The following is a 14618-nucleotide window of genomic DNA, read 5'->3' as shown; positions in this document are numbered from 1 at the left end:
CATTCGGCCCATCGTAGTCTGTTTTATGGTCATTTTGCGGGGCGGGTCAAATTCTGCGGATGCAGGAAGGCAATAACACACGCGCAACAGGGCTACCGGATTTTTTTTACTTTAACGGGGAGCGGGATTTGGTTTTTTGACCTGACGCGGTCTTAAGCGGAATAAAAAAAATTGAATCGTATCAGCTGGTAACAGCCGCGTCCTTTATAAGGAAGCGGCTGTAAATACCGGACATTCATCTGAACCGGTCAGACACCCGGTGCCACGGCCAGGCCGATAAACAATCCGGCAATAGTGGCACTCATCAGGTTGGATAAGGTCGCTGCCAACAGTGCGCGGACACCCACACGGGCGATATCCGATGCCCGCTCCGGTGCAACCGCGCTGAACGCCCCGACCACCACCGCAATCGAACCGAAGTTGGCAAAACCGCATAAGGCAAAAGAGATCACCGCAATCGTTTTGGCATCCAGCGTGCCGTCGTGTAAATGCGGGGAGAAATCCACATAGGCCACGAACTCGTTGATCGCCAGTTTTTCGCCGATCAGGCTGCCCGCCAGCGCAATATGCTCACTGCTCACCCCCATCAGATACGCCAGCGGTGAGAAAATATAGCCGAACAGACTTTGCAGGCTGACCCCCTCAAAACCCATCACGCCGCCGAGGCCGCCAATCAACCCGTTAATCAGGGCAATCAGGGCCACAAACGCCAGCACCACCGTTGCCACACCGACGGCAATTTTCAGCCCGAGCATCGCACCGCCTGCCGCCGCCTCAATAATACTGGCAGGGCGTTTTTCACTAAAAGAGATTTCGGTGAATTCCACGGTGGACTCCTGTGTCGCCGGGCTTAACATCCGTGCAAACAGGATCCCGCCCGGAATTGCCATCAGGGATGCCGCCAGCAGATATTCAATCGGTACGCCCAGCCCGGCGTAACCCACCAGCATTGATCCGGCAATGGAAGCCATGCCGCTGCAAATCACGGTGAATAATTCATTGTTATTCATCCGGCTGACAAAGGGTTTCAGTACCGCCGGTAACTCATTCTGCCCGAGGAAAATGGTGGTTACTGCCGCAAAGGATTCGATCTTGCTGATTTTCATGGTCTTCTGGAAGACATACGCCAGAATGTTGATCACCCAGCGCATAATGCCGAGGTAATACAAAATCGCGATCAGAGAAGTGATAAAAATAATGGCCGGTAAGACGCGGAATGCGAAGATAAACCCGGCGCCGTCAAATAACACATCCATTTTCGGGCCGACCAGGCTGCCGAAAATAAAGGCGCTGCCCGCATCACTGTAGGCAATAACGTTGTTCACGCCCGACGCAATGGTCTGAATAAACCATTTCCCCGCCGGGATATACAGCATGATGGCACCGAGTGCCACCTGTAACAGCAGTGCCGCGCCGACAGTGCGCAGACTGATTTTCCGCTTATTCACCGAAAAGAGAAATGCTATCAGTAATAAGACGCCGATCCCCGCCAAACTCCGTAATAAATCCATAATCCGGCCCCGTGGTTATTATACTCATCAGTTGTATGCTGCAATGCCCGGTAAAGGCTGATTGTGAGATCAGCACCTTACCGGGTCAGGTATTTCATTTGTTGTTATGACCGGTTACCGGTCAGCCGCTTACAGTTGCTGATAAGCGGAGGCGATACGGGCAGCCAGTTTCGCGTTATTGAACACCAGCTCAATGTTAGAATTCACACTGTTACCGCCGGTCAGCTCTGCCACACGGGCCAGCAGGAACGGTGTGCTTGCTTTGCCGTTAATGCCCTGCTCATCCGCTTCACGTACTGCCTGTGCGATCGCGCTGTTGATGGTTTCTTCCGGCATGGCAAACTCATGCGGGATCGGGTTGGCAATGACCATGCCGCCGTTCAGGCCGGTCGCCCACTTGGCGTGCAGTGCTTTTGCCACAGTTTCCGGGGTTTCCATGCGGATGGTGACCGGGAATTCGCTTTCACGGCAGAAGAATGCCGGTAATTTATCCGTCTGATAGCCGACAACCGGTACGCCGTAGGTTTCCAGATATTCTGTGGTCAGCCCCAGATCCAGGATAGATTTGGCACCCGCGCAAACAACCGCAACATTGGTTTGTGCCAGTTCCTGTAAATCCGCTGAGATATCAAAGGTGTGTTCCGCACCACGGTGAACACCGCCGATCCCGCCGGTGGCAAAAACAGCAATCCCGGCCATTTCCGCGATAATCATGGTGGAGGCAACGGTCGTCGCACCGTGGATGCCCTGGGCGATCACAAACGGCAGGTCGCGGCGGCTCACTTTCATCACCTTGTGGCCTTCTTTGCCGAGCATCTCAATTTCGTCATGAGACAGACCTGCTTTCATACGGCCGTTAATCACCGCAATCGTCGCCGGGATCGCACCGTTGTCGCGGATACGCTGTTCCACTTCCAGTGCCATTTTCACGTTGTCCGGATACGGCATGCCGTGAGAAATAATGGTGGATTCCAGTGCCACAACCGGCTTTTTCTCCGCGAGCGCCTGTGCAACCTCAGGGGAAATGTCCAGATATTCTGCGTTCAGTTGTTGAGTTTTCATGCTTGTGATTCCATTAGTTTGTGAACACTGTCTTTTGACAGACCGGGATTATTTGTCAGCTCGCTGGCGAGCGTCAGGGCGGAGCAGCCCTGGGAAAAACGGATACTCTGTGACAGCGGCTCGCCTTCGAGCCAGCAGCGGGCAAGGCCTGCCATCATGGCGTCACCGGCACCGGTCACATTGACAATGTGGACACTGAACGGCTTCGACCAGCCGTTTTCACCGCCCGCCTCGCTGTAATAAACGCCTTCGCCGCCCATACTCAGGGCAATGCGCTGCACACCCTGCTCATGCAGAGCATTGGCGGCACGCACCACATCCTGTTTATTATCTACTTTGATACCGGTGAGAATTTCCGCCTCAAAGCGGTTCGGTTTCAGGGTGTGGATATGGCTGAGCCACGGCTTGATTTTGTTTGCTTTGAACGCGGAAACGGTATCGACAAAGACCGGGACATTGCCCGCATTGGTAAACAGCCACTCCAGCGCACCTTCTGAGAGATTGCAGTCCGCCACCAGCACACCGGCGTGGCGGATCAGATCGCGGGAGGTTGCCAGCAGCGCCGGGGTCAGTTTTTCCAGGATGCGCATATCATTGATGGCAGTGATCATTTCACCCTGCGGATCCAGCAAAGACAGATAGGTGGAGGTGGTTTCCCCGTGCAGACGATGCAGATTACTGACATTCACACCGGCCAGTTTTGCCTGTTCGTACAGGGTGTTACCGTAGAAATCATCACCGATAACAGAGATAAAATGCGATTCGCAGCCCAGCAGGGCAATATTCTGGGCGATATTGCGCCCGACCCCGCCGGGTGAACATTTAATGTGACCGGGATTAGAATCTTCATACACCAGATTCAGGTCAGAATAACCACAAACATCCATATTGGCTGAACCGACAGTCACCACATAGCGGTGCTCGGAGAGGATGTATCCTTTACCCTTGATGTAGCCTTTATTCATCAGATTCATGATATGTCCGGCCACCGCAGAGCGGCTGATACCTAATACGCCGGCCAGTTCCTGCTGCGGAATGAGCGGATCACGCCGGAGGATCTGAAGGATTTGTTTTTCTCGACTGGTCATAAGCGGACACTTGTTAGTTATTAAACATGTGCTTGTTTTATTTTTTGCCCGCGACAAAGTAAAGCGCTGAAATAAAGATTTCACCGGAATTTGAGTCATGATCGTAAAATGCAGGGTATGGGTTTTCAGCAAAAAAACCGGAAGGCGATCATGTTTTTTATATCTTCAAAAATAGAATAAAAAACACAAAATAATAACCTTCAAAAATAGAGGATTTAATTAAAAATAATTTTCATATCTATCAATCTGTTATGCATTGGTTGTCATATCAGCAAACATGTGTTTGTTTTCATAATCTTAGAAGAGTAATATTGAAATATGTGTTTTATCGTTACATACATACTGTGATTGATATCAAATAAATCAGTCCGGAATAAAACCAGAAAACATCGGGTGTTTGTTGTGGTAAATCTGTTTAAACTGATTAGCTGAATCGCTTATTCTTATTTTATTTTGAACTGACACGATTAATCAAGTTTTATATTAATCTGTTAATGAAATAACAAAACAGCCCGGAAACAGAGATTGTTTCCGGGCTGTCGGTTTTATAGTGCTGTGCCGCTTTGCTGTCAGTGGTGCAGCATGTCGTGAACGATATCTTTTCCGCTCATCGTATAAGGATAATACGTCGGCCAGTTGTCCAGTTGAGTCAGCAGAGCCTCCTGGGATTCATTGCCCATATACAGGTGGAAATGACCGGCTTTTTCCGGCGCAATGATATGGTCGCTGAACTGGATATATTTCGGTGCATGACTATTTTTATCTTTGCACTCAAACAGATAACGCGCCCCTTTCTTGCCGGAGGTGTAATTCAGGATCCGGTAACCGGCATACTGATACTCACACTGATCCACCTTATCCCCGCGATGGAATTCGATGATATTATTTTCAATACCAATCATATCCACATCGGTTTTATATCCCTTTGTATAATACGCACGATACTCTTCTGCCGTTTTATCGCCATTCTTCGCAGCTTTCGCCTGCATCACCGGATCCAGCTCGCCGCTGGCCAGATAAGGCGCAACCGACTGCCAGACTCCGTCCCAGTCACTCAGCTGCCGGTCTTTGACATCCTTATCCGCAAAAATCCCTTCTGCGGCCTTGCGCTGTGCTTCTGTCTGCGGTTTGTCGTGATGGTGTCCGTGTGCCGCCGCCGCACCGCTGAATAATCCCGCCAGCAACAGTAACGGGAGAACTGATTTAGCTGTCATAATCACCCCTGTACGGCTTTAAAACGCGGATTGGACTTACAAATCACATAGATACGACCGCGACGGCGGACAATTTTGCAGTCCGGATGGCGCTGTTTCGCACTTTTCAGTGAACTTAATACCTGCATCGGTTTTTCCTCTTCTTTTAATGGACAAAACGCCCGAAGCGCTTGGTAAAACGGGCCACATTCCCTTCCTGAGAGTGTGTTTTCTGTTTGCCGGTATAGAACGGGTGAGAATGAGATGAGACATCCAGAGTGACATAAGGATACGTCTGCCCTTCAAACTCAATGGTTCTTTCCGTTCTGATGGTGGATCCGACTTTGAAATACACGTCTGCGGCGGTGTCGTGGAAGATGACAGTCCGGTAATCCGGATGAATATCGGGTTTCATGGTTGCCTCATTTTGTTATGTTATAATATAACGATAATGATTTTTATTGCGGTTGACCACTGTTTTTTAACCCTGATTTTTATACGGGAAAGGAGTGCGTTCGCGGAAAGAAAGGAAATATAAATCAGATCAAATGGATATAAAAACGGGCAGCCACCGGCGAATACGGGGCTGCCCGGGAAAAGTATCACTGTAAGAAATCAGTTCTCTGCCAGAAAGTCCTTATCCTCCAGTACCCGCAGCGGCTCAATATCACTCTCTTTTTTAATAACCAAAGACGGATCCGAACGCAGACAGACACCACCGTAGTGACCACCGACCGTAAAGGCGCACATCTGGATATAGCGGCCTGCCACTTTCGGTAAACACCAGAGCTGCTGATAGACATTTTCCTGCTCACCGAAACGACCGCAGGTTTCATCCAGCACTTCATCGCGGTGATCCACCAGCCCGATATTGCTGCCGCAGCGTCCGGCAATCGGCTTAACCGCATAACCGGTCCGGCGCAGTTCGTCGCTGAGTTGAAATTCCGTATCCAGCAGATAAGGATGATGCGGGAACAGCGACCACAGGATCGGCAGAATCGCTTTGTTGCCGGGGATCACCGTCCACAGTGGTTCAAATACCCGGATTTCCGGGCGCAGCAGCACATCAATCAGCCGCACATCATTTCCATGGCGCGGATGACCGGTACGGATAGGCAGCGCGGAGTATGTCCGGTCGCTTTCACTTTCCTGACGCAGTTGTTCCAGCGCCGTTTCCCACGCCCAGGTTTTCCAGACACATTTGAGCACACGCCCTTCGCCGTCGATGACCTGCCCGCTTTCATTCCAGCTCAGTTCATCCAGCCCGTGAATGATCCGGTATCCGTACCCTGCCGCCGTAATGGCCTGCGCCATATTGAGGGCGTGGTAATCTTCTTCGCTGTCTTTATCCTGCATAATATGGATAAACGGCTTGGCTGAGGTGTGTTTCCAGATATCCGCCAGCATGTCTGACAGGCGTTCCCCCGGATCCCAGCCTTCGGTAAGACCACCCTGTTTCGCCCATTTTTCAATAATCCGCCCGGTTTCCGCATGGCAGGAAGCAGAATCCGCATTGTATTCATACACCTTCAGCCCGCGCTCATCCATGCAGAAATCCAGTCTGCCGGTCACCATATCGTGACGGCGGTTCTGCCAGGAGAGCCGCAGTCTCGGCCAGAGGATTTCCGGGATATTGAATAATTTCAGCAGATTATCATCTTTCAGCACTTTTTCGGTGGCGTGCAGATACATCAGATGAACTTCGTTGGTCGCCTGCATCAGGGCATTTTCGGCGGTTTCCGAAATGGTGAAATACTCGTGCGGATCCGCATTCAGATTGTGACCGTGATTCGCTTTGATATAGGCTTTTTCCATCGGATCCGACTCATCCAGCCATTTTCCGGTGAAGTCGGCTTTCTCGTCCAGGCGGGCGGCATGCAGTGTCATCAGCGCCGGGTTCACCGCCGGTTCGGTCCACGCATACTCATCATCAATTGTCTGGATCATCCAGCCGAGGATCTGCGTATCCGGGAACGTATCGGACAGGGTGTAATAACCGTCTTTGACATGCATCGGCAGCTCACGGGTCCATTGCTGACCGCGCGGCAGTTTATGGTGAATGACATTCTGTTCCACAATCCGGACTTTATCCGCACACACCTGGGTTATCACCGCCACATGACCGGTGCGTTTAAACTCTCCTCCCTCCTGCCAGATAAGCAATGCCCCGGCTACCGGTGCCTGCTGACAGCCATTTTTAAACGCCCGCAGCGGCAAAATGCTGTCATCCACCACATGACGCAGAAAACGCAGGGAAAAAATCTCGTACGCCATCCCGACATCGGTAAACACCACACCGTAATTGAGATACAGGAAGCGGCGGGCAAATTCCACACACTGCCATTTGTATCCCATATATTCATTTCCGATATAACTGCGGAAGGAAATATCATCCTCTTTCTCTGCGTCCGTGATGGTATCGTAGTCAGAGGAATAGATAGCCACACCGCCGGGCGCATAGCCCAGTAATGTGCCGAAAGGTTCATGCTCCGTGATGATTCCACTCATAGTACGGCCTTACTGATATGATTTAGGTTGCCAATAATTGTGCTTACTAATAATTCAGTATACGCCCGTCCATAAAAAAACACCGATGCTTTTCTGCATCGGTGTCAATCACCACTTCGGGTTATGCTTAGTGATTCATATCACGTTGCCGGACTTTCCTTTTTCGGATGATAACCGTTAAAAAACAGGTTGAGGATCACCGCACTGACCGTCGCCAGCAGGATCCCGCTGTGCAGCAGCGGCTGTAAGAACATCGGCAATTTGGCAAAGAAATTACCGGAGAGTGTCGGCGTCAGCCCGACCCCCAGGCTTATCGCCACAATATAGAGATTGTAATTATTGCCGCTGTAATCAACACGGGACAGAATGCGGATCCCCGTCGCCAGCACCATGCCGAACATCACCAGCCCCGCACCGCCGAGCACAAACTGCGGAATAGAGGCGATCACCACCGCCATTTTCGGCAGCAGACCAAAGATAATCAGGATAAATCCGGAGACCACACACACCCAGCGGCTGTGGACTTTCGTCACACCCACCAGCCCGACATTCTGGGAAAATGAGGTATGCGGGAAACTGTTGAACAGACCGCCGATAATTGTCCCGATCCCGTCCACCCGCAATCCGCGCACAATATCGTCTTTTCCGACCGGGCGGCCGACAATTTCCCCGAGCGCCAGAAACATCCCCATCGATTCAATAAAGACAATCAGCAGTACCACACTGAGGGTGATAATAGAGATAGGCTCAAACGTTGGTGTGCCCAGTGCCATCGGGGTAACCAGTTTAAACCAGGGCGCATCCGTATAGCCGTCGAAACTGACCTCATTGCACATCAGCGACAACACAAAACCAAAGATAATCCCCAGTAATACCGAGATATTACAGAGAAAGCCCTTGCAGAATTTGGTAATAAACAGGATAAACAGCAGAACGGCAAATGAGATACCAAGGTAGAGCGGGTGACCATATTCCGGGTTACCTTTGCCCCCGGCTGCCCAGTCAATTCCCACCTGCATGATACTCAGTCCGATAGAGGTGATCACAATACCGGTGACCATATTGGGGAAAAGCGGCATCAGTTTTCCCATCAGCGGGACGATCAGTGTTGTCAGCACCCCCGCTGCAATAGTGGCACCGAAAATCCCCATCAGGCCGATATCCGGGTTGGCACCGATAGCCAGCATCGGCGTCACCGCCGCGAACGTCACAGACATAATCACCGGAAGACGGATACCGGCAAATTTCCCGATACCGATACACTGCAACAGTGTTACGATACCACAGCAAAACAGATCTGAACTGATAAGCAGTGTCACCACTTCCTTGCTCAGCCCCAGCCGGTCACCGATAACCAGCGGTACCGCTACTGCACCGGCATACATCACCAGCACATGCTGTAATCCCAGCATCATCAGTTTTCCCGCAGGTAATATTTCTTCAACTTCGTCAATAACGGGCTTAACCGGTTCCTGTGCTTGATCCACACTATGATTGCTCATGAAACAGACTCCCTTACAACCGGGACTCCCCGGCTTCGATTCGAAGATCTCGGAAAATGACCCCTGGCGTCAGGGTGTCTCACTATGATGACGAACCCGGCCCGGGTATCGGTTCATCATTTAAACGATTGAGCAAAATTCAGACCAGCGCGATTTTCTGTCAGCATAAATGCTGTGTTTCGTGACCGGTTTCCGGTTTTTTCAGGCATTTTTCCGCTGAAAACGAGATACCCGCCGCATTTTTATGACACCTGTAAAATGTCATTTTTCAGGCCGGACGGCATAACAATCGATTGCCTTCTCAATTTAATAATTCCGGTTATCACATTGATAGCGGCGTATCACCGGGCGTTTCCCGCTCCGCATAATAAAACGGGCCGCCGGTCATGATGACCGGCGGCCCGTTCTGTTTGTTGTTCTGCGAATCAGAACAGTGTGGTCTGCGCCTCTGTTAATGACGTCAGATCCTGATTCACCATATCATGTGCTGTAAATTCCGCTGACGGCTGAAAATAGTCCGGTGCAGCGGTGGCCGTATTACTATGTTCTGCCGGGGTATCCTGCTCCGGTAACTGACTCAGCAGTTTGTCCAGATTCACGGAGCCGTCATGACCGGAGAGCAGCCCGGTGGCAGCCAGGGCTGCCGCATCTTCAGACCCGGGCAGCGCAGGCATTTCTGTTCCTTCGTGCTGACCGGTGGTGTCATAGTGAATGCTGAACGGATCGGATTCCGCGCCGCTCACACCATTACCTTCAACACGCGCGGTGTAATGGTAAGTCTGTCCCTGCTCAAAATCGCCGGAGGTATCATTGAATGTCCATTTACCGTCATTCTCCACCGTGGCATACCCCGCCACATGACCATCACGGGAGATGACCACCACCTGGCCTTCCGTCAGTGCATTATCAAGATGTCCGGTTAATACCGGTGTCATTGCTGACAGGTTTTCAGGATCAGCCCCGGCAGAATCCGTAACATCATCAATGGCGGCAATCGCGGTAATATCAGCCGGTACATCGGTACTCTCCTGATCATCCGCAGCAGTATTACCGTTATCATTTGTGTCGGTATTATTGTTATCCTGCTCATCCGCACCGGTGTGATTGTTACCGCCGGTCTCTGTTCCGGTGTTTTCTGTTCCGGTATTGCTGTTACCTTTGTCGTCGGTACCCGTGTTACCGTTACCGCTGTTTTCGGTTCCGGCGTTACCGTTACCCTTATCATCCGTACCGGCATTGCCGTTGCCGGTATCATCAGTGCCGGTATTTCCGTTATCTTTATTATCAGCGGATGAATCATTATTTTTATGATCATCATCTGAATGATTATTTTTGGCGATCGCCGCAGCAGTCCCGCCGGCCACAGCCAGCCCCAGGAAAGTCAGCAACTCCCAGCCCGGGCCGGATGATTCCCATGTAATCGGTGCCAGCAATTTTTCACCCGGCTGCTGAACTGCCGCCTGTTTATCTGCCATACTGCCGATATTGTCATGCTCCACCGCAGATTGCGGCGTGTAGTCATGCACCTGTTTATCCGCTGCTTCGCCGATAATCTGACCGGGAACCAGATAATAATCCTCAATGACCACCGATGGATCTTCTTCTCCCATCAGAAATAACTTCAGGTTATTACCGTCACGGATCATGATCGCTTTCTGCGGTGCTGTTCCGGTTTGCTTATCGACCAGCACATAATCCACTCCCGGAACGGCTTTCAGCACATTAACCCCGTCTTTGACTGAGGTTACTGCTTTTTTTGTCACGCGCGTTGCTTTATCAACAACGCCGATAACGATAGGCATATTACATAACTCCTGTATATAAAATGAAGCAGGTGCTCACCGAACCTATTTCAGAACAATAAATTCTGCTTAATCCCTGACTCAGAAATTACCCTGCATCATTATCCGGACATGAAAAATGAACATAAAATGAGATAAATACCGGATATCTGATGATGGTTCACAATAACGATCTGCAAGTAAGAATGGTATTAATATTACCGACAATATAACGCGAATTGAATAATGTTTTACCCTTTGAACATTCCGATTATTCTTAAATATAAAACCTGACACCATCATAAATGAAAATTATATTTTCATTTATGATAAAAAATAACGATCAGCCGCAGTAAAAGCCAGTCTGAACCGCCATAAGAAATATCAACGGAATATCACGCTGAAAACAGAAGACAATGTGTATTTTTAAAAAGCAACATAATCAGGACTTATCTTATAATCCGCCTGCCGTCTGTAAGCCATTTTTATTCTCTCTGATATAGTGATAGCATTCTGAATAATAAATGTCTGAACAGGAATCTCATTACCCTCTGAATATCCGGGCGATAACATTATGGAAAATAAAAAATCATCTGAATTTGAAATCTGTACAACCCGCGGTGACCACCGGTTCCTGCTGACTTCCGGCCCCGATTACATCAGTGGTGTATTACGCGGCGGAGAACTCTGGAATGCAACCTCAATCAATATCAGTCAGCGCCTGCTGGAATTTTCGGCGGCACCGGTTATTTATGATATTGGTGCCAACCTCGGCTCCTGGACAATCCCGGCAGGCAATTATTTTCAGCACCGTAATGGTATTGTTTATTCCTTTGAGCCTCAGCGTCAGGTCTATAATCAGCTCTGTGGTAATATCTATCTGAATAAACTGAAAAACTGTTATACCTTTAACTCCGCCCTTGGCGATTATGATGGTGAAATCGATGTCCCGGTACCGAATCCGTATACCGACAATAATCTCGGTGCCGTCTCCCTGGATAAAACCATCTTCCTGGAGCAACGCTGCGGCTCAGAATTTCCCACAGAAAAAAGGACAATCAATACACTGGATACACTGAATATGCCACATGCCAGCCTGATTAAAATCGATGCCCAGGGCCTGGAACTGGAGGTTCTGAAAGGCGGCAGAAAATGGATACAGGCATCCGGTTACCCTTACATTATTTTCACCACATGGGGCGACTATATGAAATCCACCATAGAGAAAAATAAACACCTTTTTTCTTTATTACAGGATGAAATGGGGTATGAGTTGCTTCAGATAGAGAATTTCTTTGTTGCTCAGCATAAAAACAATGAAGGCGGAAAACTGGTGATGACACCAAACGGTTATATTGTAAAACGTGAGACATCACAGTTTGGTATGGATTTTTTAAGCCTCTGATCTGCATTGAAAAATAAAAAGGAAGCTGACGCTTCCTTTTTATTTCAGCGGTAATTCAGACTAACCTGCTGAGTTTCCATATCATAAGAACCTTTGATACGCAGATCCAGCGGATAAGGATCCCAGTAAACCAGTGTTCTTATTTCAAAAACAATAATACCATACTGCGCATACTGATCTTTTCCCGCCAGCGGCGTAATAATCAGAGAGTCAGGAATAACCCGGCTTTCAAAACGCAGAATAGCCCGGCGCAACTTCTCCTCAACCTGTTCCCAGCTCAGCTGTCTGGCATAGACGCCGGTTAACGGCGCAATACCATAATTAATGACTGAGTCGACAACCGGTGATTTGCTGTAACGCTGTAATTCGCCTTCTGTATTTTCAGTACTGAAAATCGTCAGGAGATCACGCAATATCACCTCACGCATTTTGCGTGAATCGAAATAGAATTTATCGGCAGGCTCACGCCGCTCTTTCGGATGATCATCAATCAGCCGGTCAAGCAATGCAGGCATATATTGCTTTTTATTATCCTGCATGTTCAGTTTCAGCACCGGCCATTGTCATGGAAACCTTATTCAGTTCAGATAACGGATATTCTCCCTGGTCAGTAATGACCATTTTTCCGCCTTTCCCTGTCAGGAAATATTCTGATACCTGCTCCCATTGTGTTTCAAAACCCAGCTTAATTTTGTCACTGTCTGTATCACGGACAGGATAACGGGCCGGAATATAGCCGTAAAAAATATCATTTTTTACTTTAACCTGGGCATGAATCCAAACCAGATCCAGTAAATCCCGCGGTTTAACAATATTGATAGTTTCAATATCCGCAAACGGTACCCAGCGGTAGCCGCCGGCGACAATAAATTCACAGATAGGCCCCAGACGGCTGTCATTATCTGCCATCCAGGCAAAATCACCGATTTTCTCACCGTTGCCGCCGGCTGCCGGGGCATTTTCAAATGCCTGTAAGCGCAGTGCCTCCGATTTATCCGGCTTATTCTCAATCAGTAATTTATTGGCTTCCCAGACCGATTTCATCCATTCAGGTAATTCCTGCTGTAATGTCATCGGCTCGCGTTTTCCTTTCAGGATCTCTTCGCGCAGAATTTCACTGAATACCAGGTTTTTATACAACTCAAGCTGACGGTCATCATCCTGACCATCAATTAATGACCAGGTTTCCAGCTGAACCATTGCCTTTTCCCAGTAACCTTTCAGGCAACACAATTTAAATAAAGTCTCACGAATAACTAAGTCGTTCGGCTTCTGTTTTACCTTATTGAGAGTGTCATCAAAAAATTCATCCAGCGATGAGTTGGCAAGAATATCGGAGAGTTTTTGTGTTGTGGCCATGTAAAAATCCTTAAGTGATTATAAACGGCTGTCTAAGCCTAATTTATAAAGTTCCTTTGAAACAAGTGAGGAAACAGAGTCTTTTGCATACGGAATAATTCCGTTCGGCGCCAGCATTCTCAGAATGTCATAGTCCTCATGCTCGTCCTGTGTTAAATCAACTTCTTCCATTGTGGACAATTCACGCCAGACACGATCCATAAATGCCGACGTTTCAAAAATACACTCTGTCAGATTCAGATCTTTTATCTGCTCACAGAGTGAATCAAAACTGCCGTCATCATCCGCGGCAGATAATTTTGCCTCTTCTGTGACTGCATGATTTTCAGTTTGCGGGGAATCAATTTCTCCCCATAACAGAAACTTTTTATACTCTATTTCCAGTTTTTTTAATTCATCACCGCTTTTCCGGCTCTCTTCTGCGGCATATTCTATGGAAATAAATCCCGCACCCTGCGGTAATATTTCATTAATTTCAAGATTGGTGAAATCAACCTTTGTCGCTGTCAGTTCTGTTAATGCTTCTATAACTGATGCTGACTGATTATTTTCCGCCGCGACAAAAGTCAGTGAAAAATGACCAATCTGAATGGCAGAACCGTATATCAGCCGGATTTTTGAACCAAATGCGACCTGCTGTTTATTGACCACGCAAACCAGTTCCCGGCAGATATTCTGCAAAACAGGACCGGTGTTGGTGTAATAAAACAGAACATCGGTATCCTGCGATTCACCGGCATGTAATGTAACATCCGCAGTAAACGCATTAATCACCACCGGATTATCGATGGTGTTCAGCTCTGTCAGTTTGACCGACCCTTTACGGGTCGGCCAGTTAAAATGCAATAGCATGATTAGGGGCCGATAAATACATTACATGAACCCGTTGATACCACTGTCCCGCAGCCACCACAATCCCCGGCGCGTGCCGCCGGGATATTATTGACAAAGACGGTACAGGATGCGGTGCATATGCAACTTTTAACATGAATAGCACAACATACCGGCGCCCCCAGGAAGGTTTGCGGGATACAGTTGGTAAACACGTTACATGAACCCAGTTCCACCACACCGCAATGGCAGGCTAAGTCGCCCATTCTTGCTGCTGGTAACATATTGTCTCCTTATATCCACTATCTGATACAGCCCCCTGAGGGGCTGTGGTAACTCAAGGCTCCCCGGTAATAATCGGAGTCGTCGTTGGTTCCG

General features: G+C 48.8%; 13 protein-coding genes. 1 reads left to right on the top strand and 12 read right to left on the bottom strand.

Going from position 1 to position 14618, the window contains the following annotated elements; all coding sequences use genetic code 11:
- Positions 1-248 precede the first annotated feature (248 nt).
- The 9 genes from N7387_RS14505 to N7387_RS14465 all read right to left on the bottom strand — a co-directional run bounded on the left by N7387_RS14505 (position 249) and on the right by N7387_RS14465 (position 10666).
- The gene (locus N7387_RS14505; protein ID WP_262859554.1) at positions 249-1511 is read right to left on the bottom strand and encodes a NupC/NupG family nucleoside CNT transporter; all 1263 of its coding nucleotides are present in this window, start codon (positions 1509-1511) and stop codon (positions 249-251) included.
- Positions 1512-1640: 129 nt separating this feature from the next.
- Positions 1641-2573, bottom strand: a complete 933-nt coding sequence (locus N7387_RS14500) for a pseudouridine-5'-phosphate glycosidase (protein ID WP_004237699.1) — start codon at positions 2571-2573, stop codon at positions 1641-1643.
- Positions 2570-3661 (bottom strand): PfkB family carbohydrate kinase, encoded by a 1092-nt coding sequence (locus N7387_RS14495; protein ID WP_262883671.1) that lies wholly within the window; start codon positions 3659-3661, stop codon positions 2570-2572. The genes N7387_RS14500 and N7387_RS14495 overlap by 4 nt, the downstream gene beginning before the upstream one ends.
- A 569-nt stretch (positions 3662-4230) precedes the next feature.
- Positions 4231-4875 (bottom strand): metal-binding protein ZinT, encoded by a 645-nt coding sequence (gene zinT, locus N7387_RS14490; RefSeq protein ID WP_262860489.1) that lies wholly within the window; start codon positions 4873-4875, stop codon positions 4231-4233.
- A 2-nt stretch (positions 4876-4877) separates the two neighbouring features.
- Entirely contained in the window at positions 4878-5003 is a 126-nt protein-coding gene (ykgO, locus tag N7387_RS14485; protein WP_004237696.1) for a type B 50S ribosomal protein L36, read from the bottom strand.
- A 17-nt stretch (positions 5004-5020) separates the two neighbouring features.
- Positions 5021-5269 (bottom strand): type B 50S ribosomal protein L31, encoded by a 249-nt coding sequence (locus N7387_RS14480; RefSeq protein ID WP_024474782.1) that lies wholly within the window; start codon positions 5267-5269, stop codon positions 5021-5023.
- A gap of 200 nt (positions 5270-5469) precedes the next feature.
- Positions 5470-7362 carry a bifunctional glutathionylspermidine amidase/synthase gene (gss, locus tag N7387_RS14475; protein WP_279799863.1) on the bottom strand — a complete coding sequence of 631 codons (1893 nt, stop codon included), beginning with the start codon at positions 7360-7362 and terminating at the stop codon, positions 5470-5472.
- A gap of 140 nt (positions 7363-7502) precedes the next feature.
- Positions 7503-8864 carry a nucleobase:cation symporter-2 family protein gene (locus tag N7387_RS14470; RefSeq protein WP_274370943.1) on the bottom strand — a complete coding sequence of 454 codons (1362 nt, stop codon included), beginning with the start codon at positions 8862-8864 and terminating at the stop codon, positions 7503-7505.
- 425 nt (positions 8865-9289) lie between these two features.
- Positions 9290-10666 (bottom strand): hypothetical protein, encoded by a 1377-nt coding sequence (locus N7387_RS14465; protein WP_279799860.1) that lies wholly within the window; start codon positions 10664-10666, stop codon positions 9290-9292.
- Between the two features lie 553 nt (positions 10667-11219).
- Here N7387_RS14465 and N7387_RS14460 point away from each other — a divergent pair.
- Positions 11220-12050: an FkbM family methyltransferase gene (locus tag N7387_RS14460; RefSeq protein WP_262860493.1), complete on the top strand. Its 831-nt coding sequence runs from the start codon at positions 11220-11222 to the stop codon at positions 12048-12050.
- Positions 12051-12094: 44 nt separating this feature from the next.
- Here the strand turns inward: N7387_RS14460 and N7387_RS14455 are convergent, their stop codons facing one another.
- Genes N7387_RS14455 through N7387_RS14445 form a run of 3 tightly spaced genes read right to left on the bottom strand, consistent with a single transcriptional unit; the run spans position 12095 to position 14261 of the window.
- Positions 12095-12589, bottom strand: coding sequence for a GPW/gp25 family protein (locus tag N7387_RS14455; RefSeq protein ID WP_025152677.1), 495 nt, complete (start codon positions 12587-12589; stop codon positions 12095-12097).
- On the bottom strand, positions 12579-13409 hold the full coding sequence (locus tag N7387_RS14450) for a type VI secretion system accessory protein TagJ (protein WP_025152676.1): 831 nt from the start codon (positions 13407-13409) through the stop codon (positions 12579-12581). Before N7387_RS14450 ends, N7387_RS14455 begins: the two co-directional genes overlap by 11 nt.
- 18 nt (positions 13410-13427) lie before the next feature.
- Positions 13428-14261: a TagK domain-containing protein gene (locus N7387_RS14445; protein ID WP_279799855.1), complete on the bottom strand. Its 834-nt coding sequence runs from the start codon at positions 14259-14261 to the stop codon at positions 13428-13430.
- Between the last annotated feature and the right edge of the window lie 357 nt (positions 14262-14618).

The sequence above is a fragment of the Morganella sp. GD04133 genome (assembly GCF_029835375.1).
Lineage (GTDB): Bacteria > Pseudomonadota > Gammaproteobacteria > Enterobacterales > Enterobacteriaceae > Morganella > Morganella morganii_B.
The sequence above is the reverse complement of the archived record's forward strand: the minus strand, read 5'-3'. Positions and strand labels throughout refer to the sequence as shown.